Annotated in this window: 21 protein-coding genes; 9 read left to right on the top strand and 12 right to left on the bottom strand. The window is 71.0% G+C overall.

The window, feature by feature from the left end:
* The first annotated feature begins 92 nt into the window (after nt 1-92).
* On the top strand, nt 93-1,670 hold the full coding sequence (locus tag CES90_RS20950) for an MDR family MFS transporter (protein ID WP_189785592.1): 1,578 nt from the start codon (nt 93-95) through the stop codon (nt 1,668-1,670).
* A gap of 270 nt (nt 1,671-1,940) precedes the next feature.
* Here the strand turns inward: CES90_RS20950 and cseC are convergent, their stop codons facing one another.
* The 6 genes from cseC to CES90_RS20980 form a co-directional block, all read right to left on the bottom strand.
* Complete coding sequence (cseC, locus tag CES90_RS20955) at nt 1,941-3,389, bottom strand: two-component system sensor histidine kinase CseC (RefSeq protein WP_189785593.1); 1,449 nt, start codon at nt 3,387-3,389, stop codon at nt 1,941-1,943.
* Nucleotides 3,390-3,400: 11 nt separating this feature from the next.
* Nucleotides 3,401-4,108 (bottom strand): two-component system response regulator CseB, encoded by a 708-nt coding sequence (gene cseB, locus CES90_RS20960; RefSeq protein ID WP_189785594.1) that lies wholly within the window; start codon nt 4,106-4,108, stop codon nt 3,401-3,403.
* Between the two features lie 86 nt (nt 4,109-4,194).
* Complete coding sequence (locus CES90_RS20965; protein ID WP_189785595.1) at nt 4,195-4,875, bottom strand: hypothetical protein; 681 nt, start codon at nt 4,873-4,875, stop codon at nt 4,195-4,197.
* Nucleotides 4,863-5,402 carry a SigE family RNA polymerase sigma factor gene (locus CES90_RS20970; protein WP_189785596.1) on the bottom strand — a complete coding sequence of 180 codons (540 nt, stop codon included), beginning with the start codon at nt 5,400-5,402 and terminating at the stop codon, nt 4,863-4,865. Before CES90_RS20970 ends, CES90_RS20965 begins: the two co-directional genes overlap by 13 nt.
* A gap of 355 nt (nt 5,403-5,757) precedes the next feature.
* Entirely contained in the window at nt 5,758-6,690 is a 933-nt protein-coding gene (locus CES90_RS20975; RefSeq protein ID WP_189785597.1) for an A/G-specific adenine glycosylase, read from the bottom strand.
* Between the two features lie 185 nt (nt 6,691-6,875).
* On the bottom strand, nt 6,876-7,916 hold the full coding sequence (locus tag CES90_RS20980; RefSeq protein WP_189785598.1) for an LLM class flavin-dependent oxidoreductase: 1,041 nt from the start codon (nt 7,914-7,916) through the stop codon (nt 6,876-6,878).
* A gap of 356 nt (nt 7,917-8,272) precedes the next feature.
* Between CES90_RS20980 and CES90_RS20985 the strand changes: the two genes are divergently transcribed.
* On the top strand, nt 8,273-9,088 hold the full coding sequence (locus tag CES90_RS20985; RefSeq protein ID WP_189785599.1) for a hypothetical protein: 816 nt from the start codon (nt 8,273-8,275) through the stop codon (nt 9,086-9,088).
* 34 nt (nt 9,089-9,122) lie between these two features.
* Here CES90_RS20985 and disA read toward each other — a convergent pair whose 3' ends face one another.
* The 3 genes from disA to CES90_RS21000 all read right to left on the bottom strand — a co-directional run bounded on the left by disA (nt 9,123) and on the right by CES90_RS21000 (nt 13,552).
* A complete protein-coding gene (disA, locus tag CES90_RS20990; RefSeq protein ID WP_189785600.1) occupies nt 9,123-10,247 on the bottom strand; it encodes a DNA integrity scanning diadenylate cyclase DisA in 1,125 nt (374 codons plus the stop codon).
* A gap of 81 nt (nt 10,248-10,328) precedes the next feature.
* On the bottom strand, nt 10,329-11,738 hold the full coding sequence (radA, locus tag CES90_RS20995; RefSeq protein ID WP_189785601.1) for a DNA repair protein RadA: 1,410 nt from the start codon (nt 11,736-11,738) through the stop codon (nt 10,329-10,331).
* A gap of 440 nt (nt 11,739-12,178) precedes the next feature.
* Nucleotides 12,179-13,552 carry an alpha/beta hydrolase gene (locus CES90_RS21000; RefSeq protein WP_189785602.1) on the bottom strand — a complete coding sequence of 458 codons (1,374 nt, stop codon included), beginning with the start codon at nt 13,550-13,552 and terminating at the stop codon, nt 12,179-12,181.
* A 229-nt stretch (nt 13,553-13,781) separates the two neighbouring features.
* On the opposite strand from CES90_RS21000, the gene CES90_RS21005 reads away from it, so the two are divergent.
* Entirely contained in the window at nt 13,782-15,524 is a 1,743-nt protein-coding gene (locus CES90_RS21005) for a BACON domain-containing protein (RefSeq protein WP_189785603.1), read from the top strand.
* Between the two features lie 67 nt (nt 15,525-15,591).
* Here the strand turns inward: CES90_RS21005 and CES90_RS21010 are convergent, their stop codons facing one another.
* Entirely contained in the window at nt 15,592-16,467 is an 876-nt protein-coding gene (locus tag CES90_RS21010) for a hypothetical protein (RefSeq protein ID WP_189785604.1), read from the bottom strand.
* Between the two features lie 71 nt (nt 16,468-16,538).
* Between CES90_RS21010 and CES90_RS21015 the strand changes: the two genes are divergently transcribed.
* The 4 genes from CES90_RS21015 to ilvD all read left to right on the top strand — a co-directional run bounded on the left by CES90_RS21015 (nt 16,539) and on the right by ilvD (nt 21,104).
* On the top strand, nt 16,539-17,471 hold the full coding sequence (locus tag CES90_RS21015; RefSeq protein ID WP_189785605.1) for a Ppx/GppA phosphatase family protein: 933 nt from the start codon (nt 16,539-16,541) through the stop codon (nt 17,469-17,471).
* 223 nt (nt 17,472-17,694) lie between these two features.
* Nucleotides 17,695-18,519 (top strand): sugar phosphate isomerase/epimerase family protein, encoded by an 825-nt coding sequence (locus CES90_RS21020; protein WP_189785606.1) that lies wholly within the window; start codon nt 17,695-17,697, stop codon nt 18,517-18,519.
* Nucleotides 18,516-19,133 carry a TetR/AcrR family transcriptional regulator gene (locus tag CES90_RS21025; RefSeq protein ID WP_189785607.1) on the top strand — a complete coding sequence of 206 codons (618 nt, stop codon included), beginning with the start codon at nt 18,516-18,518 and terminating at the stop codon, nt 19,131-19,133. The genes CES90_RS21020 and CES90_RS21025 overlap by 4 nt, the downstream gene beginning before the upstream one ends.
* Nucleotides 19,134-19,250: 117 nt before the next feature.
* Nucleotides 19,251-21,104: a dihydroxy-acid dehydratase gene (gene ilvD / locus CES90_RS21030; protein ID WP_189785608.1), complete on the top strand. Its 1,854-nt coding sequence runs from the start codon at nt 19,251-19,253 to the stop codon at nt 21,102-21,104.
* 87 nt (nt 21,105-21,191) lie between these two features.
* Here the strand turns inward: ilvD and CES90_RS21035 are convergent, their stop codons facing one another.
* A complete protein-coding gene (locus CES90_RS21035) occupies nt 21,192-23,405 on the bottom strand; it encodes a serine/threonine-protein kinase (protein WP_189785609.1) in 2,214 nt (737 codons plus the stop codon).
* Nucleotides 23,406-23,652: 247 nt separating this feature from the next.
* On the opposite strand from CES90_RS21035, the gene CES90_RS21040 reads away from it, so the two are divergent.
* Nucleotides 23,653-24,000: an SH3 domain-containing protein gene (locus CES90_RS21040; RefSeq protein WP_189785610.1), complete on the top strand. Its 348-nt coding sequence runs from the start codon at nt 23,653-23,655 to the stop codon at nt 23,998-24,000.
* A gap of 75 nt (nt 24,001-24,075) precedes the next feature.
* Nucleotides 24,076-24,573, top strand: coding sequence for an EamA/RhaT family transporter (locus tag CES90_RS21045; protein WP_189785611.1), 498 nt, complete (start codon nt 24,076-24,078; stop codon nt 24,571-24,573).
* Here CES90_RS21045 and CES90_RS21050 read toward each other — a convergent pair.
* A complete protein-coding gene (locus CES90_RS21050; RefSeq protein WP_189785612.1) occupies nt 24,570-25,319 on the bottom strand; it encodes a TioE family transcriptional regulator in 750 nt (249 codons plus the stop codon). The genes CES90_RS21045 and CES90_RS21050 overlap by 4 nt on opposite strands.
* Between the last annotated feature and the right edge of the window lie 46 nt (nt 25,320-25,365).

Raw genomic sequence — 25,365 nt, forward strand, 5'->3', positions numbered from 1 at the left:
ACTTGACGCCCGGCTAGTTACCGGGTCATGCTGCCCTCAGTGTAATGAACTAGCCGGTCGGCAAGTAAGTGCGGTCAAAAGTGGTGGGGGAGATGGCGGAGAAACAAGCGGTGGAGAGTGAAGCCGAGGCGGGCAAACGGCCGCGTAGTGTGCGGGTCGTGCTGCTCGCGCTCATGATCGCGATGCTGCTCGCGATGCTCGACAACATGATCATCGGCACCGCGATGCCGACGATCGTGGGCGACCTCGGGGGCCTGGAACACCTCTCATGGGTCGTCACCGCGTACACGCTCGCGACCGCCGCCTCCACTCCCATCTGGGGCAAGCTCGGCGACCTCTACGGCCGCAAGGGCATCTTCATGACCTCGATCGTGATCTTCCTGATCGGGTCGGCGCTGAGCGGGATGGCCCAGGACATGGGCCAGCTGATCGGCTTCCGGGCCGTCCAGGGCCTCGGCGCCGGTGGGCTCATGGTCGGCGTCATGGCGATCATCGGGGACCTCATACCGCCGCGGGAGCGGGGCAAGTACCAGGGGCTGATGGCCGGTGTCATGGCCCTCGCCATGATCGCCGGGCCGCTGGTCGGCGGCTCCATCACCGACCACTGGGGATGGCGCTGGTCCTTCTACATCAACCTGCCGCTCGGTGTCCTGGCGCTCGGCGCCATCAGTGTCGTACTGCATCTGCCGAAGCCGTCGCGGGCGGGGAAGCCGGCGCGGGACATCGACTATCTGGGTGCCGTGCTGCTGACCGTCGGCATCACGGCGCTGGTGCTGGTCACCACGTGGGGCGGGACCGAGTACGCGTGGGGGTCGGCCGTCATCATGGAGCTGGCCGCGATCGGGGTGGCCTCGTTGGTCGGGTTCCTGTTCGTGGAGACCAGGGTGGCGGAGCCGGTGATGCCGCTGCACATCTTCCGCAGCCGGAACTTCACGCTGATGTCCGTGATCGGGTTCATCACCGGATTCGTGATGTTCGGGGCCGTGCTCTTCCTGCCGCTGTACCAGCAGTCCGTGCAGGGCGCCTCCGCCACCAACTCCGGGCTGTTGTTGCTGCCGATGCTGGGCGCGATGCTCGCGGTGTCGATGGTCGCCGGGCGGGTGACCACCGGCAGCGGGCGCTACAAGGTGTTCCCCGTCGCCGGGAGTGTCCTGATGATCGTGGGGCTCTTTCTGCTGGCGCAGATGGACACCGGGACGAGTCGGGTGACGTCCGGGGTGTTCATGGCCGTGCTGGGTGCCGGGATGGGGTGTCTGATGCAGATCACCATGCTCGTCGCGCAGAACAGTGTCGAGATGAAGGACATGGGGGTCGCGTCCTCGACCGCCACGCTGTCCCGGACGCTCGGGTCGTCGTTCGGGGTCGCGATCATGGGGGCGCTCTTCAACAGCCGGGTGCAGGAGGTGATGGCCGAGCGGGCCGGGGCGTTGGGGTCTGCGGTGACCGAGCGGTCTGCTCAGCTGGATGCGGCGAGTTTGGCGAAGTTGCCGGTGGCGGCGCGGGAGGCGTATCAGTTCGCGGTGGTGGCGGGGACGCACTCGGCGTTCTTGCTGGGGGCCGGCGTGGCTGTGGTGGCGTTGGTCGCGGCGGTGTTCGTGAGAGAGGTGCCGTTGAAGGGGGCCGGGGGGATGACTTCGGAGGCTCCGGCCAAGGAGACGGTTGCGGTCTAGGGGGCTGTGAGGGATTCGCTCCCGCCGCCCTTGCCCTTCCCGTCCGCGTCCCATCCCCCAGGGGCTGCCGCCAGCCGCCCCTTCGACCCCGCCTTCGCCTGAGAGCTCGGTCCGGTTGGGTCGTTGGCGGGTGCGGGTGGGTGGTGGGGGCTTGTCGCGCAGTTCCCCGCGCCCCTTCAGAGGCGCGGGGAACTGCGCGAGCAACCATGAACGACCCGCAGGCGCCCGAATACCTTCCGGATCGAGCTCCTGGGCGCACGGCTAAGAGAGTTACGCGCCCGGCTCCCCGAATGTCGGCATCGGATAGCTTCCCGTGTTCGTCGGGGCGTGTTCCGGGAGCCAGAGGACGGCTACGGCGCCCTCGGCCGGTTCGTCGCGCGGGGCGCCGACCGCGCGGACGTTGCGGAAGGTGAGGCGGGCGCCCAGTACGCGGGCCTGGCCGGCGGCGATGGTGAGGCCCAGGCCGTGGCCCTGGCCGGCGCGGTCGGAGGCGCCGGTGCGGAAGCGGCGAGGGCCGTCGGCCAGCAGGTCCTCGGGGAAGCCGGGGCCATGATCGCGGACGCGGATGACGCGGCCCTCGACGGACACCTCGATCGGCGGCTTGCCGTGCTTCGCCGCGTTGGCCAGGAGGTTCAGCAGGACGCGCTCCAGGCGGCGGGGGTCCGTCGTGACCTCCGACTCGTGCACGATCTGAACGCGCACCCCGGCGTCCTTCGCCGCCACCCGCCGGGCCACGAACTCGCCCAGCACGATGTCCTGCAACTCCGCCCGCTCGGACGCCCCGTCGAGCCGGGCCACCTCCAGGACGTCCTCGACGAGCGTGCGCATCGCCTGCGCCCGGTCGCGGACCAGCTCGGAGGGGCGACCCGGGGGCAGGAGTTCGGCCGCGGTGAGCAGGCCCGTCACCGGGGTGCGCAGTTCGTGGGCGATGTCCGCGGTCACCCGGCGCTCCGCCTCGATGCGCTGCCGCAGCGTGTCGGCCATGGCGTCCACGGCCCGCGCCAGCTCGGCGGTCTCGTCGCGTACGACACCGCCGATCGCGTCCTGGACCCGTACGTCCGTCTCGCCCTTGGCCACCTGGTGCGCGGCGTACGCAGCCTTGCGCAGCCGGCGGGACATCTGGCCGCCGATGAGCACACCGAGGGCGGAGCCGCCGAAGACGACCGCGATCGAGCCGATGATCAGGGCCTGGTCGAGGTCCGCCATCACCGCGGAGCTGTGGTCCGTGAAGTTGGTGTGCAAGGACAGGACACGGCCGTCCTTCAGCGGGACCGCCGCCCAGATGTCGGGCACCCCGTTCGCGCTCTCGGACACATACGTGGCCCGGCGGCCCTCCGTGACCTTGGCAAGCAAGTCCCCGGGGATGCCGGGGTCGTTGATCCGCACCCCGAACGCGCCGGACTTCAGCGGGCGGCCCGACTCGTACATGCGCTGGGCGACCTGGATGCGCTCGTTGGCCAGGTCGCGTGAGTTGTCGAGCATCGACACCCGTGCCGCGTTGTGCACGACCAGGCTCAGCGCGACCGCCACCAGCGCGCCGACCGCCGCGATCGCGGCGCTCAGCTGCCAGCGCAGGCCGGTGCGGATGCCGGAAACCGGGCCGGAATCCGAGCTCGTGCCGGAATCCGGGCTCGTGCCGGAACCCGGGCTCGTGGCGAGGCCGGCGGCGCTGCCCGCGACCTCCGGCCCCCGCCGTCGTCGTATCCCCCTGATGTTCATGTCGGCCCTGCTCAGGCCTTCAGCTTGTAGCCGAAGCCGCGGACCGTCTCGATCCGGTCCTGGCCTATCTTCGCGCGCAGCCGCTGTACGTGGACGTCGACGACCCGGGTGTCACCACCCCAGCCGTAGTCCCACACGCGTTCCAGAAGCTTGTCGCGGGACAGAACCGTGCCGGGGGCCTGCGAGAACTCAAGGAGCAGCCGCATCTCGGTCGGGGTCAGCGCCACCGGCTCCCCGGACCTCCGTACCTCCATGCCCTCGGTGTCGACCTCCAGGTCGCCGAAGGTGAGCACCCCGCCGGTGCCGGCGGACGCGGCCTCCTCGGCCCTGGTGTCACCGCCGCCCGCGTGCCCGAAGCGGCGCAGCACCGCGCGGATACGGGCGACCAGCACGGCGCCGTCGAACGGCTTGGTCACGTAGTCGTCGGCGCCCGCCTCCAGGCCGAGTACGACGTCGATGGAGTCGGCGCGGGCCGAGAGCATGATCACCGGGACGGTCGACTCGTCGCGGATACGGCGGCACAGCGAGACCCCGTCGAGGCCCGGGACCATGACGTCGAGGAGCGCGATGTCGGGCCGGTTCGCGCGGAACGACTCCAGGCCCGACAGCCCGTCGGGCATGGCCGTGACCGCGAAGCCGTCCCGCTCCAGCGCGAGCTGGGTGGCCTCGCGGATGACGTCGTCGTCCTCGACGAACAGGACGTGGGTCTGCTCTGCCATCCGGTGTTCTCGTCCGCTTCTCGGTAGTGGTAGATCGCTTCTCGGGAGTGGTCGATGGGCGATGGGGCGGTGGTGGGTGATGGGCGTCAGCCCGGTTCAGGAGTGGCCGACTCCTGGCCGCCCACCGAGGTGCTGTACTCGCTGCGCTTCCTGGACCTCTGTAGGAAGCGGTCCTTCGACCAGCGGTAGGTGGTCACTTCCTCGCTGGAGGGATACGCGCCCGGATCGCCGTGTTCGTCGTTCTCGTACAGCTGCCGGGTGACCATCAGGTCGCCCCGGTCGATCTCCGCGTAGACGGGGGGCTGTTCGGAGAGGAAGACGCTGCGGTACTTCCCTTTCTCCAGGCGATACACGTATGAGGCCACGCCGATGGCGTCCGCGCAGCTCAGCACATTGACCACGAAGGTGTCCGTCGACAGCCCGGTCACCTCGCCGTAGATGACGTCGACCGGGTAGTCGTCCGGCACGCACGGCTCCAGGTCGCTCTTCACCATCTTGCTGACCTTCGGATCCGCGCGGACGATCCGGACAACCTCCTCGACGGTCGGGTGATCGCCGTAGACCGACGCGGACACGGCGGGCGAGACAGCGCCCGCCGCCAGGGAGTCGCCGTCCGCCGGACCCTCGTCGCGGGCGCCGGTCCCGCCCGTGCCGCAGGCGGAGACGAAAAGGCCGAGGGCGGCGAACACGGCCACCGCCGTGATCACCGCCTTCGTCGCCTGCCTGCCCCCTGGATCCGGGCCGGCCACTGTGCTCAGGCCGCGCAACGCTCCCGCTCCTCACGCTCGAGCGCGCGGGCGTCCAGATCGCGCGACTCCAACTCCTCGCGCAGCCGGGCCAGCGCCCGGTGCAGCGTGCTCTTGACTGTTCCGGCCGACATGCCGAGGGCGGCGGCCGTCTCCTCCGTGGACATCTGCTCCCAGTGTCGCAGCACCACGACGCTGCGCTGCTTGGGGGCGAGGACATTCATGATGTCCATGAGAAGGGCGCGGTCCGCGTGCTGCTCGGTGGCGTCGTCGATGCACGCGTCCGGCAGCTGCTCGGTGGGGACCTCCTCCAGCTTCCGGGCCCGCCACCACTCCGTTCGCGTGTTGATCATGACCCGGCGCAGATACGCGTCCGCCAGCCGCTTGTCCGCTATGCCCTCCCAGCGGCCGTACGTCCGCACCAGTGCCGTCTGCAGCAGATCCTGGGCATCCACAGGGTCCGGGACGAGCCGGCGGGCGCTGCGCAGCAGCGCGTCCTGCCGGGTGCGGACGTACTCCTCGAATTCGAGCACCTCGCCGTGCGCCATGTTCAACCGCCTCCGTTCCCCGTTGCCGACGTCTGCGCGATCGCGCTGCCGGTTCTCCGCTGCTTCGTGCCGCTGGTGCGTCCCGCCCGTTCGCTTTCGCGGGTTCGTTCGCGTGTTCCTGCGGTACGCCAATGAAGCTACGGAGCTGTTGTCACGGAGGTGTCCGAGGCAGCCTGCGGAGAACGCTCGGCTGTCCGTCGGTTGTGTAACAGAAGGAGCAACGGGGTAAAGCGGTCAGGGTCTTGGGGCGGTTCTGGGGTGTTTTGGCCGGTCGAACCGCCGTGGCACTCCCCGTGGTTTGTGTATCGGCGATGCCTCGGCAATGTGTGCGCTGTGATGTGTGCGGTGTGCGCTGTCAGGTGAGGGGGAGACGGTAGAGACCGCCGGGAAGGGGCTCCACGAGGCCGTCCGCGACCAGGCCGTCGAGCGCACGGGCCCGCTGCACCGGCTCGTCCCACACCCGGTCGAGCACCGACTGCGGTACGGGCGCGACGGCGTCCCGTAGTACGGCGAGCAGCTTGCCGCGGACCTGGCGGTCGGTACCGGCGTACGTCTGACCGCGCCGGGCCGGACCGTCGTGCGCGGGCTTCCCGGCGAGCAGCCACGCGCACCGGGCGGCGATCGGGCAGCGGTGACAGTTCTCGTTCTTCGCCGTGCACACCAGCGCGCCCAGCTCCATCGACGCCGCGGCCCAGCGGGACGCCGTGTCGTCGTCCTCGGGCAGCAGCGCGCGGGCCAGCTTCCGTTCGGCGGCCGTGGTGGCGTTCGGCGGGTACTGCGTGCCGGTGACCGCACGGGCGAGGACCCGGCGGACATTGGTGTCCAGCACGGCGTGCCGCTGGCCGTACGCGAACGACGCCACGGCCGCCGCCGTGTACTCCCCGATCCCCGGCAGCGCGAGAAGCTGCGCGTGTTCCTTGGGTACGTCGCCGCCGTGCCGTTCCGTTATGGCCACCGCCGCGCCGTGCAGCCGCAGCGCGCGGCGCGGGTAACCGAGGCGGCCCCAGGCCCGGACCGCCTCGCCCGGGGGCTCCTTCGCGAGGTCCGCCGGCCGGGGCCAGCGGGCCAACCACTGCTCGTAGACGGGCAGCACGCGGTTGACCGGCGTCTGCTGCAACATGAACTCGCTCACCATCACACCCCACGGGCCGGCCTCCGGACGCCGCCACGGAAGATCACGTGCGTGCGTCTCGAACCAGGCGATCACCGGGGTGTGGAGAGCGGGGGCGAGGGCGGAGTCGGGGGTCTGGGCGGCGGTGCTGCTCTGGGGCTTTGTGGGTGCAGTCATGGCTCTCCCGATCCTGCCACGTCGCTCCGCTGGGTTGGCGGGGGCGCGACGGGGGGGTGGAGGTGCGGTGCGTTGGCGGGTGCGGGTTGTGGTGGGTTGCTCGCGCAGTTCCCCGCGCCCCTGAAAGACACGGCCCTGCGGGCCGAAAAGCACGGGGCGCAGCCCCTGCTTTTCAGGGGCGCGGCTCAGCAGGCCGGGCTCCACCCCAGTTCGGGGCCCAGCTTCGTCGCGGTGTCCGTAAGGATCTGGACGTAGTCCTCGTGGGCGAAGGTGAAGGGGAGGGCGAAGGCGACCTCGTCGATTTCGCGGAAGGCCGCATGGGCGTGGAGGCGCTCGGCGATCTCGGCGGAGGTGCCGACGAGATCGGGGGCGAAGAGGAGTCGGGCGGGGCCCTGTGGCGCGGTGGTCCGGGGCAGCCGCGCGGCCGCGTACGCCTCGTACTTGGCGCGCTGCTCGGCGGTCGCGGAGTCGGTGGGGATGACGACGAGGCCTTGCGAGACGCGGGCGCGCTCGCCGTCGGGGTGGTGGGCGCGGAACTCCCGGATGTGGGAGAGCTGGATCTCGGCGAAGTCGAGCGAGCTTGAGGTGTCCTCCACCTTGACGACGCTGCTGGTGAGGAGGTTCATGCCGTTCTCACCGGCCCAGCGGGCCGAGCGGAGGCTGCCGCCGCCGTACCACATACGGCCGCTCAGGCCGGGGGAGCGCGGCTGTACTCGGTCCGAGAAGATCTCGAACCCCTCGGTGCCGCTGAAGTCGGTGGCCGGCTCGCCCCGGACGAAGCCGAGGAGGCGGCGGACGCGTTCGAAGCTGAAGTCCTCGGCGTCGGCGGTGTCGGGGTAGAGCGCGGACTTGACAGTGTCGTAGTGCATCGGCGGTCCGACGCTGACGCCCGGGTTGAGCCGGCCGCCGGAGAGGAGGTCGACCGTGGCCAGGTCCTCGGCCAGCCGCAGGGGGTTCTCCCAGCCCAAGGGGATGACGGCCGTGCCGAGTTCGATACGGCTGGTGCGCTGGGAGGCCGCCGCGAGGACCGCGACGGGGGAGGAGATGCCGTACTGCAGATGACGGTGGCGAAGCCACGCGCTGTCAAAGCCGAGCCGTTCGCCCAGTTCGATGATCTCCAGGGTCGACTCGTGGCCCCGACGGGGATCCGCCTCGTCGAACAGCCCGATGGTCACAAAGCCCAACTTCCGCAGCGGCCTGGAGGCCGGTGACGCGGCTGTGTTCATGGGTCTTCCTCCGGCGTGTTCCGACTGGTGGTGACGATATCCGGGGTCGTGGCCAAGGGTGCAAGGGATGCGATCGCGAACTGGCCTTGTGGAGAGGCGGTGTGTGCGGGGTGGGTGAATGGATTTTGCGAACGGATGTATGGGGGGAAGGAGTTCATGATTTCCGAGCGCCGTTGTCGTGGTTACGGACGGTGTGCACCCGGCTCTCACCCGGCCGTTACTGTCACGTACCGCGATCATGGGCGGCTCGGGGTGGTTGAGGGTGCGGGGCGACCGGGATGATGATCCGGAAAAGTTGAGGTTCGGGGCGGCGGGTGGGGCAAGCGAACTGCCGGATCTCTCGTACAGTTTGCGCCGTGGGATCTCTGCGCAATCCGGTCGGGCCGCTTCCCTCCACCATCTACTGGCGTCGGAGGGCCATTCTGCTGACCATCGTCGGCGTGCTCGCACTACTGATCGCATGGGTGGTCACCGGCGGCGGTGGCGACGAGAACAAGGCGGGTGAGCCCAACGGCAAGGGGCCCGCGACCTCCATCACCCCCGGGCCGTCCGGTTCGGGTCCCGCGATCAGTGAAGCGCCGGGCGGGCGCGACGAGTCGAGCTCCGGCGGTGACGGTTCGGGGTCTGGTTCCGACTCCGGGTCGGGGTCTTCCGGCTCCGGGTCCGGGGGGAGCGACGGCGCCGCCGGGGGTGGTACGTCGGACGACGGCGCCAACGGCAGTGGCAGCGGCGGCAGTTCCGGTGAGCAGGTCCCGGCGAGTTCGAGCCTGCCCCAATGCACGGCGGGAGCTGTGAAGTTGACGGTGCGGAGTGTGCGCAACGAGTACGCACCCGGGGTGAACCCGACCATCGAGTTGATCGCCCGCAACTCCTCCGGCAGTGACTGCAAGCTCGATCTGGGGCCGGACAACACGGTCGTGACGATCACGCCGACCGGCGCCGACGACGCGTTCTGGTCCTCCGACCACTGTCATGAGAGCGCCGGCAGCCTCATGTTCAAGGTTCCGGCCGGCGGCCAGGTCACGTACGCCATCGAGTGGAACCGGGATGCCAGCGCCCCCAACTGCGCGACGCCGTCGGCCGGTTCGGCGGCGGACGGTACGTACCTCGTCGAGGCGGCGGCGCCCGGGTTGGCCAAGGCTCGTACGTCCTTTGTGCTGGAGAAGGACTGACCCAAGGCGGTGAACGCCGCCCAGCCGCCGGAGGCTAGACGTACCTCTCCAGGATCGACGACTCCGCCAGGCGCGACAGGCCCTCGCGGACGCTTCGGGCGCGGGCCTCGCCCACTCCGTCCACGGTCTGGAGGTCGTCGACGCTCGCGGCGAGGAGTTTCTGCAGGCCGCCGAAGTGTTCGACCAGGCGGTCGATGATGGCGCCCGGGAGGCGGGGGACCTTCGCCAGGAGGCGGAAGCCGCGGGGGGAGACCGCCGAGTCCATGCCCTCGGGGGAGCCGGTGTAGCCCAGGGCCCGGGCGACGGTGGGGAGTTCGAGGAGTTCGGCGTGGCTGAGGGCGTCCAGTTCCGAGAGGGCCTCGTCGACCGTACGGGAACGTTTGGCCGTGGGCTCGGGGACATAGTCCCGCACGACCAGTTCGCGCTCCGGCTCCACGCCGGCGATCAGTTCGTCGAGCTGGAGGGCCAGGAGGCGGCCGTCCGTGCCCAGTTCGACCACGTACTCGGCGATTTCGGTGGCGATGCGGCGGACCATCTCCAGGCGCTGGGCCACGGCGGAGACATCGCGGACCGTGACCAGGTCCTCGATCTCCAGTGCGGAGAGGGTGCCGGCCACCTCGTCGAGGCGGAGCTTGTAGCGCTCCAGGGTCGCCAGGGCCTGGTTGGCGCGGGAGAGGATCGCGGCCGAGTCCTCGAGGACTCGGCGCTGGCCGTCCACATACAGCGCGATCAGGCGCATCGACTGGGAGACGGAGACCACCGGGAAGCCGACCTGTTTGCTCACGCGGTCCGCTGTGCGGTGGCGGGTGCCTGTCTCCTCTGTCGGGATGGTCGGATCGGGGACCAGTTGGACGCCCGCTCGGAGGATCTTCGACAGGTCCGAGGACAGGACGATGCCGCCGTCCAGCTTGCACAGCTCACGCAGACGCGTCGCCGTGAACTCGACATCCAGGACGAAACCGCCCGTACACATGGCTTCGACGGTCTTGTCGGAGCCGAGCACGATGAGTCCGCCGGTGTTGCCGCGGAGAATCCGCTCAAGCCCGTCGCGCAGGGCCGTGCCTGGGGCCACGGCGCTCAGTGAGGCGCGCATCAGGCCATCGGCACCGGAGCTCCCACCGGACTTTCCGGGAGCTGCTGCCCGGTCGTTGGCTGCCACTGCACTCCTCCGGTCGCAGGTTCTGGGGCGCTCCCGTTTCGCACACGTGGTTCGTACGGACGGGCGAGACCTGGGCAAAGTCTACCGGCGGTCCTCCTCCTCCCGTGGGGCCTCTCGCCGACGCGATCGGGGCAGCACCCGCAGCGCGTCTCCTATATCGGCCACTTCCAGGACCTTCATACCGGCAGGAACCTTGCCGGGGTCGGACGGAACGAGGGCGTGCGTGAAGCCGAGGCGGTGTGCTTCGGCCAGGCGGCGCTGGACGCCCGTCACGCGTCTGACCTCGCCCGCGAGGCCCACTTCGCCGATCGCGACCAGGTTCTTGGGGAGGGGGGTGTCGCTCGCCGCCGAGGCCAGGGCGAGGGCGATCGCGAGGTCCGCGGCGGGCTCGGAGAGTTTTACGCCGCCCACCGTCGCCGAGTAGATGTCCCGCTTGCCGAGGGCGCTGATGCGGCCCCGCTGCTCCAGGACCGCGAGCATCATCGAGACGCGGGACGTCTCGAGGCCGGACGTCGTGCGGCGGGGGGAGGGGAGCTGCGAGTCGACTGTGAGCGACTGCACTTCGGCGACGAGGGGGCGGCGGCCCTCCAGGGTCACCGTCAGACAGGTGCCGGGGACCGGTTCGTCGCGGCGGGTGAGGAACAGGCCGCTCGGGTCGGCGAGCCCCGTGATGCCCTCGTCGTGCAGTTCGAAGCAGCCGACCTCGTCCGTGGCGCCGTAGCGGTTCTTGACGCCGCGGACCAGGCGGAGGCGGGCATGGCGGTCGCCCTCGAAGTGCAGGACGACGTCGACCAGGTGCTCCAGGAGGCGGGGGCCGGCGATCGCGCCGTCCTTTGTGACGTGGCCCACGAGGAGCGTCGCCATGCCGCGTTCCTTGGAGGCGCGGATGAGGGCGCCGGCGACTTCGCGGACCTGGGCCATGCCGCCGGGGGCGCCGTCGATCTCCGGGGAGGCGACGGTTTGGACCGAGTCGAGGATCAGGAGGGACGGTTTCACGGCGTCCAAGTGGCCCAGGACGGCGGCGAGGTCGGTTTCCGCGGCGAGGTAGAGGTGGTCGTGGAGGGCGTTGATGCGGTCGGCTCGTAGGCGGACCTGGCTGGCGGACTCCTCGCCGGTGACATACAGGGTGGGATGCTCGGCGCCGGCCGACTTCGCGGCCACGTCGAGGAGGAGGGTGGACTTGCCCACGCCGGGTTCGCCGGCGAGGAGGACCACCGCGCCGGGGACCACGCCGCCGCCGAGGACGCGGTCGAGTTCGGGGACGCCGGTGGTGCGGGCGGTGGCCTGGCGGCCGTCGACCTGGCCGATGGGGACGGCGGAGGTGGTGACTCGGCCGGGGGTTGTCGTACGGACCGCGGGGGCGCCGTACTCTTCGACCGTGCCCCATGCCTGGCATTCGGGGCAGCGGCCGAGCCACTTGGCCGTCTGCCAGCCGCACTCCGTGCAGCGGTAGGACGGTCGGTCCTTGGTGGATTTGGTACGGGCAGCCATGCACGAACCGTAGCCGAGGCCACTGACAGCCTCCGGCGGTTGGGTGGGGTTGCGTGCGGTGGGTGGTGGGGGGGGCGGGGTGGGGGTGGGGTGGGGTGGGGGCGCGTGCTGCCGGTGGGTGGGTCGGGGCCGTGCCGGTACGTCTGCCCGTCGCTTGGTGCCCTACTGCTCGGGGTTCGGTGAGTTGAGGTTCTCTGTGCCGCTCTACGCGACGGGCATGACGTACCGGCACGGCCCCTTCCGCCGTCTTGCGGCTGACCCGCCGTGGTGGTGGCTTTCCTACGCCGCTGCCCTCGCTGCGGGCAGTCGTGCCGCTGGACGGCAGGGGTGTGCGGCGGCACCTCGTGGTGCCGAGTTGCGCAGCCCAGCCCGGTCGGCCCCAGCCCGGTCGGCCCCAGCCCCGGTCGGCCCCAGCCCCGGTCGGCCCCAGCGCCGGGTGCCTAGAGACGGCGGCCGATGGTCAGGTTCGCCGGGCGGTACGGGACGTATGCCGCGCCGTCGAGGTTGAGTTGGAGCGCGGCGGTTTGGAGGGCGCCTGCGGTTGCTGCGGCGCCCCAGTGGCCGGTGTTCACGCGGTGCTCCAAGGCGTGGAGGGCGGCGACTGTTTCGGCGACGGTGAAGGTGCAGTGGCCGGTGCGGTCGACGTAGGCCTGTCGGAGTTGGGGGGCGTCTCCGGAGGCGCGGACGCGGGCGGCGAAGCGGGTTTCCTGTTCTGCGGGGACGAGGTCGTCGGCGGTGGTGTGGATGTCGAGGAGGGGGACGGCGAGGCCCTGGCCGGCGGAGGACGTGCGTTCGGCGGTGGCGACGGCGGAGGGGGACGCGGTGATGGTGGCGTTGCGGGTCAGGTTCGTCAGGTCGGCTCGGAGGTCCAGGCCCGCCTCCTTGTACATGGCCTTGACCAGGGGCGCGTGCTGGGAGGCGGACAGCACGCGCGCGTAGTCGACGCCCTTGTTCCAGGAGTTGTTGCCGCCGAGGGCCTTCTCGATGTGGTAGCGGCCGCCTTCGACGAAGGCCAGGATGCCCCGGGCGAACCAGTCGTACTGCTGTGCCTGCTGGCCGGCCCAGTCGTCGGCCGCGGGGCGTTCCTTGCCGGGGGCCCATGCCGGCAGGTTGAGGTAGGCCGCGGCGAGGGCGATCCGGGCGCGACCCTGGGGGGTCTCCTGGGCGGCGGTGACGGCGGCGGTGAGTTGCTGGGCGGTGGCGGTCGCCTCGGCCTGGGAAGCGAAGCCGACCAGTTTGACGGGAGTGTCGGGGAGGAGGAGGCGGGCGATCGTGTACTCGGCGTCGAGCTGGTAGTTCTCCAGGTCGTTGGCGCCGGCGACGAGGCCGCAGAGGCCCAGGGCGCCGTCGATGCCACCGGCTCCGGAGCGGGCGAGTCGGGCATTCACCAGGCCGCCCATGGACTGACCTATGGAGAGGGTTCGGGTCGGTTCGCCGATCTTGGCGGTCACCGCTTCGAGGGTGGCCAGTTGGTCGCGCTCCGCGCTTTCCAGGGCCCAGAGGGTCTCGCTCGTGTCGTAGGAAGAGCCCGTGAGCGCGTAGCCCTCTTCGAGGAGGCGGAGGCGTACGGCTTCGGAGGGGGCGTTCTGGGCGACGGTGACGCCGAAGCCGTGGCTGAAGACGATCAGCGTGCCGTTCCAGTTCTCGGGCACGTCGGCGATCCAGGTGGCGCCGTCGGGGAGTGTGCCGCTGAGGCGTTGGGTTCCGGGGGCGGCGGCGGTCGTGGTCGAGCTGCCGGTCAGGGTGAGAACAACGGCTGTGGCCAGGGCGGCGAGGCTGCGGGTGGTGGAGCGGGGGCGGGTAGGTAAGGCCATGAGGGGTGGGTCTCCTGTCGGCGCGTAGGGGGACGGTGACGTGAGGTAACCCAGACCCAGCGAATGTAGGGCTGTTTTTTTGTCGTGGTCAATGTAGTGCACAACATTTACTGCGACGGTCTGTGGAATTCGGGATTCCTGTCCCCTTATGAGGGATCGTTTCACCCGTACGGAGTAAATGTGCTGAAGGAGTGAGAACGTGCTGCTTCCGGGCGCCTACCGTCCATGAATGATGAGCATCAGTCCGGAGACCTCGACCCGCACTGTCGGCGCACACGGGGCGCACCGCGAGGCGCGCGATCGGGCGGCGGCGCGCGCGTTGGCGCAGCGCCCGCCGACGCGTGACGAGCCGTATCTGGACGGCCTGTTCACCTACTGCCTGTCGGTGCTGTGCGACCACGACACGGCGACCGCGGCCCTGGGCGACGCTCTCGCGCTCGCCGAGCGTCGTAGGGGTCCGGATGCCGCGGACGACCGCCGCGCCTGGCTGTACGCACTGGCCCGCTGGGCCTGTCTGCGCAAGCTCGCCGAGGCCCGGCAGAAACGTCAGAGCACGCATGCCGCCGGGCGTCGGGCGCGGCATGGGGGTGGTTCCGCCGCCGGTACCGATACCGGTTCGGGTGGTGGCGGCGAGAGACAGCGCGGGCTGAAGGGATCCTCCAAGAGGGCCGCGCGGGCGGCGACCCTCTCCGAGGGGGAGGAGCGGCAGCGGCGGCGCGAACTCGCCCTGCTCGCCTGGCCGGAGGCCGCCGGCACCACCCCGGAGCAGCGCGAGGCGCTCGAACTGGCCGTACGGCACCAGCTCGCCACCCGCGAGGTCGCCGACGTCCTCGGCATGGACCTCGCCTCCGCGCGTGAACTGCTCTCCTCCGCAGCCTGCGAGGTGGAGCGCACCCGCGCGGCCCTCGCCGTCGTGGAAACCGGCGCCTGCCCCAGCGTCGCCCGCCTCGCCGGCGACTCTCAGCTCGTCCTCAGCGCCACCCTGCGCCGCGAACTCGTCCGGCACGTCGACGACTGCCCCCGCTGCCGCCGCGCCGCCGAGCGCGCCGTCCCCGGCCACTGGCCCGGCACCCGCGTCACGCCCGCCGCGCTGCCCGTGCTCGAAGCCCCGCGCGCGGCCCTGTGCGCCGCGATGGGGCACGTCACACGCGCGCGTGCGCCACATTTCGACCGGCGCGGTTTCCCCATGGACCCGAGGGTCCACGCGGCCCGCAGGGATCGGCTACGCACGCGTGCCGTCACGACGACCGTCGTCGCCACCGTCGTCGCCGCGCCCGTCCTCGCCTTCTGGGCCGCCTACCGGGGCGCCCCTCTCACCGGCGAGGGCGTCGACGGCCGCGGTGTCACCGCCGGCGAGGCACACGGCGACGGCACCGGCGACACCTACGAGAACGCCGGCAGCGCCCGCGCGAAGCCCGACGCCCGGCTCGGCAAGGGCAAACCCGTCCCGGCGGGCGACGTCGCCGTCGAGGTCAGTCAGGGCGGAGGCCAGGGCGGGCTCTCCGTGACGGCCGGGCACGTCGGCGACACCACCCTCATCACGCTGACCGCGACCGGCGATTCAGCCGTCGCGTGGTCCGCCCGCACCGACGCCGACTGGCTCTACCTCAGCCAGTCCTCGGGAACCCTGGAACCCGGCGAGTCGTTGACGATCAAGGTGAACGTGGACCAGCTGACCGAGCCCGCCGGGGACTGGACCGCGCAGGTGTCCCTGGCCCCCTCGGGCGCCGTCGTCACCATCGAGGGCCAAGGCCCCGTGCCCGCACCCCCCGAAGACCCCCGCCCGACCCCACCGGCTCCGAACCCGGACCCTCCGCGGCCCACCCCGCCGCCGGACTCCGGCCCGGAGCCCACCCCCAGCGCCCCGACCCAGCCCGATCCGACCCCGACCCCCACTGACCAGGCCCCCACGGACCCGGGCGGCCCGCCCCCGCCACCGAGCGACGACGGCGGCCAGACCCCGACGTCGTAACCGACCCCGGCGTCCTGACCGCCGTACGACTGCCGTACGCCGCGGCGCCCGCGGAACCGTCAGTCCGTCAGTCGACCGGATCCGCCGGATGCGGGGCCACCAGCGGCAGCTGGGACGCGAGGCGCTCCTCGCACAGCTCGGCCAGGCGGTCGTATCCCGCCTTGCCCATCAGTTCGATCAGCTCGGGCCGGTACGACACATACACCGGTTCGCCCGCGCCGTGCGCCGAGGTCGCCGACGTGCACCACCAGTGCAGGTCATGGCCGCCCGGCCCCCAGCCGCGGCGGTCGTACTCGCCGATCGACACCTGCAGGACGCGGGTGTCGTCGGGCCGGTCGATCCAGTCGTACGTACGGCGGACCGGGAGCTGCCAGCAGACGTCCGGCTTGGTCTCGAGGGGCTCGCGGCCCTCGCGCAGGGCCAGGATGTGCAGCGAGCAACCCGCGCCGCCCGCGAAACCGGGGCGGTTCTGGAAGATGCACGAGCCCTTGTACGGCCGGGTCTGGCGGTCGCCGTCCTCGTCCTTCGAGACCCAGCCCGACTCCATACCCACGTCGTGGAACTGCCAGATTTCCGGCGTGAGCCTCGCCACATGCTCGGCGACCCGCTTCTCGTCGTCCTCGTCCGAGAAGTGGGCACCCAGGGTGCAGCAGCCGTCGTCAGCGCGGCCCGCCTGGATGCCCTGGCAACCGCTGCCGAAGACGCAGTTCCAGCGGGAGGTCAGCCAGGTCAGATCGCAGCGGAAGACCTGCTCGGCGTCCGCCGGATCAGGGAACTCCACCCACGCGCGCGCGAAGTCGAGCCCCTTCTCATCGGGCACAGTGGCTTCTGCGGCGACCGTCTTCGACTTCTTGGGCCTGGCCGCCTTCGCCCGAGAAGAACCGGTGGCCGCCGCCGCTCCCGCTGCCGACTTGTCGGCCTTTGCCTTTTTCGTCTTTGGCACCCGTCCAGGGTACGGCGCCGGAACCGACATCGAGCACGGTGCATGGCTCCGCTGGCAGTAGCGTTCCGTACATGAGACTCGGTGTCCTCGACGTGGGATCGAACACGGTGCATCTGCTGGTGGTGGACGCACACCCCGGCGCGCGCCCCCTGCCCGCGCACTCGCACAAGGCGGAGCTTCGCCTTGCCCAACTTCTCGACGAGGCGGGGGCGATCGGCCCCGAAGGCGTCGAGAAACTGATAAGCGTCGTCCACGAGGCGCTCCAGGCCGCCGAGGACAAGGGCGTGGAGGAGATGCTCCCCTTCGCCACCTCCGCGGTGCGCGAGGCCAGCAACGCCGACGACGTCCTCGCCCGCGTCCAGGACGAGACCGGCGTCGAGCTCCAGGTCCTCACCGGCGCGGAGGAGGCCCGGCTGACCTTCCTGGCCGTCCGCCGCTGGTTCGGCTGGTCCGCCGGCAAGCTCCTCGTCCTCGACATCGGCGGCGGCTCCCTGGAGATCGCGTACGGCATCGACGAGGAGCCCGACGCGGCCGTCTCGCTGCCGCTCGGCGCCGGCCGCCTCACCGCCGGCTGGCTCCCCGGCGACCCGCCCGGCCCGGACGACGTCCGCGCCCTGCGCCGCCACGTCCGGGCCCAGATCGCCCGTACGGTCGGCGAGTTCAGCCGCTTCGGGGCCCCCGACCACGTCGTCGCCACCTCCAAGACCTTCAAGCAGCTCGCCCGCATCGGCGGCGCCGCCCGCTCCACCGAGGGCCTCTACGTCCAGCGCGACCTCAAGCGCGACGCCCTGGAGTCCTGGGTCCCCAAGCTCGCCGCCATGACCACCGCCCAACGCGCCACCCTCCCCGGCGTCTCCGAGGGCCGAGCCGGCCAGCTGCTCGCGGGTGCGTTGGTGGCGGAGGCCGCGATGGATCTCTTCGAGGTGGAGACCTTGGAGATCTGCCCGTGGGCGCTGAGGGAGGGCGTGATTCTGCGGCGACTGGATCACATGGGTACGGCGTAGCGGCGATCCGGGGGCGCGATTGTCTGCCGGGTGAGTGGGGGTTGCTCGCGCAGTTCCCCGCGCCCCCTGAAGACTGAGGGCGACCCCTGGACTTTTTGGGGGCGCGAGGACCTGCGCGACCAGCCCCCGCTTACCGGCACTCGCCCGCGAAGCAAGCCTCCAACGGTGAATGGGCGCCCGGCCCCTGGCACATCCCCCCGACCTCACCCCGTAACCTGTCCCCATGGCGGAGCCAGTCGTGCGAATCCCGGATGCGAAGGTCGCCCTGTCCACGGCCTCCGTGTACCCGGAGTCGACGGCGACGGCCTTCGAGATCGCCGCGCGCCTGGGGTACGACGGCGTCGAGGTCATGGTCTGGACCGACCCGGTCAGCCAGGACATGGAGGCCCTGCGCCGCCTCTCCGACTACCACCAGATCCCCATCCTCGCCGTACACGCCCCCTGCCTGCTGATCACCCAGCGGGTGTGGTCCACCGACCCCTGGGTCAAGCTCCAGCGCGCCCAGGCGGCCGCCGAGAAGCTCGGCGCGACCACGGTCGTCGTGCACCCCCCGTTCCGCTGGCAGCGCCAGTACGCGCGCGACTTCGTCACCGGGATCTGGCGGATGGCGAACGAGACGGACGTACGGTTCGCCGTCGAGAACATGTACCCCTGGCGGTACCGCGACCGCGAGATGCTCGCGTACGCCCCCGACTGGAACGTCACGAAGGACGACTACCGGCACTTCACGATCGACCTCAGCCACGCCGCGACCTCCCGCACGGACACCCTGGAGATGGTCGACCGCATGGGTGACCGCCTCGGCCATGTGCACATGGCCGACGGCAAGGGCTCGGCCAAGGACGAGCACCTCGTCCCCGGCCGCGGCACCCAGCCCTGCGCCGAGCTGCTGGAACGTCTCGCCCGCACCGGTTTCGACGGTCACGTCGTCATCGAGGTCAACACCCGCCGCGCCATGTCCAGCGCCGAACGCGAGGCCGACCTGGCGGAGGCCCTGGCCTTCACCCGGCTGCACCTGGCCTCGGCGGTACAGGTGCCCCGGCGATGACCTCGGCCACGCCGCCCCGCCGCAGGGGGCGCCCGCCCCGTACGAAGTCGGCGGACGCCCCCGCCGCCCGCGACCGCATCCTGGCGGCGGCCCGGGAGGAGTTCTCCGAGCGCGGCTACGACAAGACGTCCATGCGCGGCATCGCCAAGGCCGCCGGGGTCGACTCGGCGCTCGTACACCACTACTTCGGCACGAAGGAGCAGATGTTCGAGGCGGCGGTGGAAGTCGCCTTCTCGCCGGTACTGAGCGTCAGGGACTCCGTCCTCGAAGGCCCCCTCGACGGCGTGGGCGAGCGCCTGACCCGTACGATCTTCGGCTTCTGGGAGAACCCGACCACCCGCAAGCCGCTCCTCGCCGTCGTCCGCTCGGCGGTCAACCACGAGGCCGCGGCCGCCGTCTTCCGCCGCTTGCTCGCCACGCAGTTGCTGTACCGCATCGCCCGCCGCCTGGACCTCCCGGACGCGGAACTCCGGGCCGAGCTGGCGGCGGCGCAGTTGGTGGGGGTGGCGATGCTGCGGTACGTGATCAAGGTGGAGCCGTTGGCGTCGGCGGATCCGGAGCAGATCATCGCGAGGATCGCACCGGTGGTGCAGGGGCACCTGACGCTGCCCTGACCCGCAGTCGAAAACCGAGACACGCATCCCGCATTCCGGACATCATGTCCAACCCCTGGATGACCGGCGTAGGCTCGACCTCAGTCATAACTCTCTGAAGGAGCGAGGCGAGCGACGATGCCCGAGCTGAGGTCCCGCACAGTCACCCACGGCCGCAACATGGCGGGCGCCCGCGCCCTTATGCGGGCCTCCGGTGTACCGGGCGCGGACATCGGCCGCAAGCCGATCATCGCGGTGGCGAACTCCTTCACCGAGTTCGTGCCGGGCCACACCCACCTCCAGCCGGTGGGCCGGATCGTGAGCGAGGCCATCCAAGCCGCCGGAGGCATCCCCCGCGAGTTCAACACGATCGCCGTGGACGACGGCATCGCGATGGGCCACGGCGGCATGCTGTACAGCCTCCCCTCCCGCGACCTGATCGCGGACAGCGTGGAGTACATGGTCGAGGCCCACTGCGCCGACGCCCTGATCTGCATCTCCAACTGCGACAAGATCACCCCGGGCATGCTGAACGCGGCCCTGCGGCTCAACATCCCGACGGTCTTCGTCTCCGGCGGCCCCATGGAGTCCGGCCGCGCCACGCTCGTCGACGGCACGGTCCGTACGCTCGACCTGGTCGACGCGATCTCCGACGCCGTGAACGACAAGATCTCGGACGAGGACATCCTCCGTATCGAGGAGAACGCCTGTCCGACCTGCGGCTCCTGCTCCGGCATGTTCACCGCCAACTCGATGAACTGCCTGACCGAGGCCATCGGCCTCTCCCTCCCCGGCAACGGCTCGGTCCTGGCCACGCACACGGCCCGTAAACAGCTGTACGTCGACGCGGCCACCACCGTCATGGACATCACCCGCCGCTACTACGAGCAGGACGACGAGACGGTCCTCCCGCGCTCGATCGCGAGCTTCGCGGCCTTCGAGAACGCCATGGCCCTCGACATCGCCATGGGCGGCTCCACCAACACGATCCTGCACCTGCTGGCCGCCGCCCAGGAGGCGGGCGTCCCCTTCGGCCTCGCCGAGATCGACGCGGTCTCGCGCCGCGTGCCCTGCCTGGCGAAGGTCGCGCCGAACGTCGCCAAGGACCGCACGTACTACATGGAGGACGTGCACCGCGCCGGCGGCATCCCGGCCCTGCTCGGCGAACTGCACCGCGCGGGCCTGCTCAACGAGGACGTGCACTCCGTCCACAGCCCCTCCCTCGCCGACTGGCTGAAGACGTGGGACGTGCGCGGCGGCTCCCCGTCCCCCGAGGCGGTCGAGCTGTGGCACGCGGCCCCCGGCTGCGTCCGCTCCGCCGAGGCCTTCTCCACGTCCGAGCGCTGGGAGTCTCTGGACGACGACGCCGAGGGCGGCTGCATCCGCTCCGCCGAACACGCGTACTCCAAGGACGGCGGCCTCGCGGTCCTCAAGGGCAACCTCGCCGTCGACGGCTGCGTGGTGAAGACGGCGGGTGTCGACGAGTCGATCTGGACGTTCGAGGGCCCGGCGGTCGTCTGCGAGTCGCAGGAAGAGGCCGTCCAGAAGATCCTCATGAAGCAGATCACGGAGGGCGACGTCGTCGTCATCCGTTACGAGGGCCCCAAGGGCGGCCCCGGCATGCAGGAGATGCTCTACCCGACCTCGTACCTCAAGGGCCGCGGCCTGGGGAAGTCCTGCGCGCTGATCACCGACGGCCGCTTCTCCGGCGGCACCTCCGGCCTCTCCATCGGCCACGCCTCCCCGGAGGCGGCCGGCGGCGGCACGATCGCCCTCGTCGAGGACGGCGACCGCATCCGCATCGACATCCCGAACCGTTCGATCGAGCTCCTGGTCGACGAGGCCGAGCTGGCCCGCCGCGAGCAGGCCCTGAACGGCGTCTACGCCCCGAAGAACCGGGACCGCAAGGTCTCGGCCGCGCTGAGGGCGTACGCCGCGATGGCGACCAGCGCCGACAAGGGCGCGGTGCGGGACGTCAGCAAGCTGGGCTGAGGCGATCGGCTGGTTCCATCGGTTGACATGGCCGAGGGCCGTTCCCGTACGGCGGGGAGCGGCCCTCGGTCGTGTCACCAGCTCATGTCACCAGTTCGCCGGATCGCTCCCGTCCACCCCGAACACGGTTCCGTCCGGCGCGGACGAGCAGATCCGTCCCTCGATGAGGACGGGCTCGGGCAGCGCGGCCGCGACCCTGTTCGTGGCGCCGAGCCGCACCGGCGTCTCCCCGCTGAGCTTCCCCTTGCCGGCGTCCAGCGCGAGCAGCCGCCCGTCCACGGCGGTGAAATACACATGCCGGTCGTCGGCCATCGGCGTCGAACCCCGCAGCACTCCCGTCTCGGCCCGCCACAACTGGTCGCGCGTCTCCATGTCGACGGCCACCAGCGTCCCGCCGACCCCCAGCAGATACACGACGTCGCCCCGCACCGCCCCGCTCGCCTGTTGGACCGGTGCGGGCAGTGCGACCCGGACCGAGGCCTTGGTGCCGGGGTCGTAGCGGACGACGCCCACCGCGTCGCCGTGGATACCCCCGCCGGCGGCGAGGAAGAGAGCGCCGTCACGGGCCCCGACCGGCTCCAGGGTGCCCTTCAGCCGCGCCTCCCACCGCATATCCCCGGTGTCCGGGTCCACCGCGGTGATCCGCGTCCGGGCTCCGGAACCGTCGTCGGCGATGCTCGCGATGTACGCCAGGCCGTGCCCCTGGAACGAGGTGAAGTACGCCTCCGGCTGCCCCGGGATCCGACGGCTCCACTTGGTGTCGCCGGTGGCGCCGTCCACGCCGGTCACCGTCCCGTCGGCGGAGGTCAGCAGCAGCATGCCGCCGACATACCGCTGGCCGCCGTACGCGGACAGGTCCCGCTGCCACCGCACCTTGCCGCTGGCCGGGTCGAGCGCCTGCAACCGCCGGCCCGCGTCTGTCAGTACGTGCACCAGCCCACCCGACACGACGGGCGGGCCACTGGTCACCGCCGCGTCCGCCTCGGCGACGGTATGCCGCCACAGCACGCCGCCGTCCGCCGGATCCACCGCGGAGACCAGCCCCGGCTGCGCACACAGCAGCTTGCCCGCCCCGTACGAGCACTGCGGCGCACCGGTCTTCTTGGGCGCCGGCTTGGTGGCCCAGGGCTCGAGGACGGGCGCGGCGGCCCCGGCCCTGGTCGCCCGGGGCGTGGCACCGACCCCGTCCGCACCGCCGTCACCCCCGATCCACTGCACCGAGGCGAACGCCCCGCCCGCGGCGAGCACCAGCGCCCCGGCGACGAGGGCGGCGCGTGTGCGGAGGCGGGGACGACGGGGCTGGTCCCCGGGCGGGTTCAAGGGCGGGGACGCCGGGGGAGGCGGGCTGATGTCGGCCGCGGCCGGAGGCCCGCCCCAGCTGCCCGCCCGTCCCTTGCGGTCCGGCCGTTGTGCCCCGTCCGCCCCGTCCGTCCCCTCCGTCCGCTGCGTCGGTATGAACGCCTGGGTGTCGTACGAGGCTGCCACGGACCGCAGTTCGTGCATGAGCTCGTCCGCCGTGGGCCGGTCCTCGGGCTCCTTGGACAGGCACGCCCGGACGAGCGGCGCGAGGTTCTCGGGTACGCCAGTGAGGTCCGGCTCGTCGTGGACGACCTGGTAGGCGACGACGTAGGGACTGTCGGAGTCGAAGGGTCCGCGTCCGGTCGCCGCGTGCACGGTCACCGAGCCGAGGGCGAAGATGTCGGCGGCGGGCCCGACTTCCCGGGGCCGCCGGAACTGCTCGGGCGCCATGAACGGGGGAGTGCCTATCAACTTCCCCGTCTCGGTCCGCAGTTCGCTGTCCTTCGGCCGGGAGATCCCGAAGTCGATGACTTTGGGCCCGTCCTCGGCGAGCAGCACGTTGCTCGGCTTGAGATCCCGGTGCACCACGCCCGCCCGATGGATGTCGCGCAACGCCTCCGCCAGCCCGGCCATGAGGCGGCGCAACTGCCCCGGTGCCATCGGCCCGTTCCGCTTGACGTGCTCGGCGAGCGTGGGACCCGGAATGAAGAGGGTGGCCATCCAGGGCCGCGCGCTGTCGGTGTCTGCGTCGACGACCGGCGCGGTGAAGGCACCGCTCACCCGCCGCGCCGCGGCCACTTCCTGTCTGAACCGTCCCCTGAACTCGGGGTCCTTGGCGAACTCGGCATGCACGACCTTCACCGCGAGCCGCAACCCTGAGGTCGAGGTCGCGAGATGCACGATCCCCATGCCACCCGAACCCAGACACGACTCCAGACGGTACTGACCGGCGTACTCGGGAAGTTCCGCTTCCGCTCCCGACCCGGTGTCCCGTCGTGCCATGGGCTACCCCCGTGCTGTTTTCGCCGCTCAGACGACGCTCGGAGCCTAGTCGATGACCCGTAGGGGACAGAGGCGGCTTGCTGGTCCACCTGTGCGAAGAACGCGCAGGTGTGCGTGATTTGATTCCGGGGTATCAATGCGTCCCCATGACTGTCATGGGGGTTCGACACGGGTTTCACAACGGCGCTCAACGGCGCTCAACGGCGCTCAACGGGGTTCAACGGGGTTCAACGGGGGGAGTTTTTCCATGTCCATCGACCATGTCGAAGAGATCACGGGCGACGGCGAAGAGGAGCAGACGGCGACGCCGTCGACGACAGCCGCGACCGCCACGGTGACCGCAGCCGTCCACTACTACTCGGTCGCCCCCGGCGTCCGAGTCAACGTCCGCAGCGGTCCCAGCACCAGCTACAGCATCGTCCGCGTCCTCGCCGAGGGCGCCACGGTCCCGATCTACTGCCAGACACCCGGCCAGACCATCTCCGGCCCCTACGGCACGACCAACCTCTGGGACAACATCGCCGACGGCCAGTACATCTCCGACGCGTACGTCTACACCGGCAGCGACGGCTATGTGGCGGGACGCTGCGGCTGAGGCCGGCGCCGAGGCTGTGGCCTGGTCAGGGGCCGAGAGTCGGCCCCTGACCAGGAGCCAGCCATAATCGGACCCGTGAGCGACGAGCAGAACGGCGGCACCCAGACGACTCCGGCAGGCCCCCGCCCCGAACCCATCCGCTTCTTCGGGACGACCTGGCTGAACCACGACGGCAACTACGCGACCCGCCGCGCGACCGTGTCCGTCGGTTCGCTCGCCGCCGTGGCCGTCTCCTGCCTGGTGCTGCGCCTCGCGTACGAGGGCCTGCGACTCGCGGCTGTCGGCGGCTTCGTCATCGTCGTGGTCGTCGTCATGTTCGCGATCTGCACCGCCCTGGCCTTCGGCCACACCTGGGGTTCGTTCACCAAGCGCCCCGACCCGGCCCGCCAGTCCTCCCTCCGCGGCCTCCTCACCATCGGCTTCGTCGGCTCCCTCACCGCCTACTTCCTCCGCTCCCTCAAGGAGGCCCCCGGCGAGTCCCTCCACCGCGAGGAATACGAGACGGCCCGCACCCAGTACGAGCGCCGCACCGCCAAACGAACCGGCAACCCGGCGAAGCGCCGCCGCGCCTAGTCGTTGTCGGCGCCGAGCCCCAGGTAGTGGCTGAGGTGCGTGGCCGCGTCGAGCATGGCGAGGCCACGCGCGGTCAGCTTGCGCTGCCAGTCGTCCAGGGCAAGGGACAGTGTCTCGGTGCCCCCGGCCGTGCGGATCTGCTCGACCACGGTGGCGATGTGCTCCAGCTGATAGCCCCCGCGCCTGAGGAGATGGGCGAGCTCGGCATCGCGGATGTCGCCCGCGCGGAAGACGCGGTATCCCGTGCGCGGGTCCCGTGCGGGGGTGAGGATGCCGGCCTCTTCCCAGTTGCGCAGGGTCGCCGGGGTGACATCGAGCTGATGGGCGAGTTCGCCGATGGTTCGCGCGGCGAGGTCCCTTGATCGTCCCGAAACGGCGTCCTGCCCGGTCCCGGTCTCAGCGCCGGTCTCGGACTCCGCCGTCAGATGACCCACCGCTCTGCGTACCGCGTCCAGGGTCTCCCGATCGCGGAGCAACTGGCTGTGACCACGGTCGATGATCGTGAGGGCGTCATCGAGTTCGCCCTGCTGGAGCGCGTTCATGATCCGGCCACCGGCCGAGTGGCCGTGGCCCGCGACGAGGGCGAGGTACGCGCGGAGCGCCGCCGCATGCACCTCGGTGTAGATCCGGTACCCACTGCGCGTGCGCTCGGCGGGCGGGATGAACCCGTCCCGCTCGTAGTTGCGGACCGCCTGGGTCGAGATGCCGTGCTCACGCGCGAGGTCGGCAGGGCGCAGGGTTTTCACGAGTTTGAGACTTTACGCCACGAGACAGTGTCCAGAGCTACCAAAG

This window comes from Streptomyces capitiformicae, from assembly GCF_002214185.1.
GTDB lineage: Bacteria > Actinomycetota > Actinomycetes > Streptomycetales > Streptomycetaceae > Streptomyces > Streptomyces capitiformicae.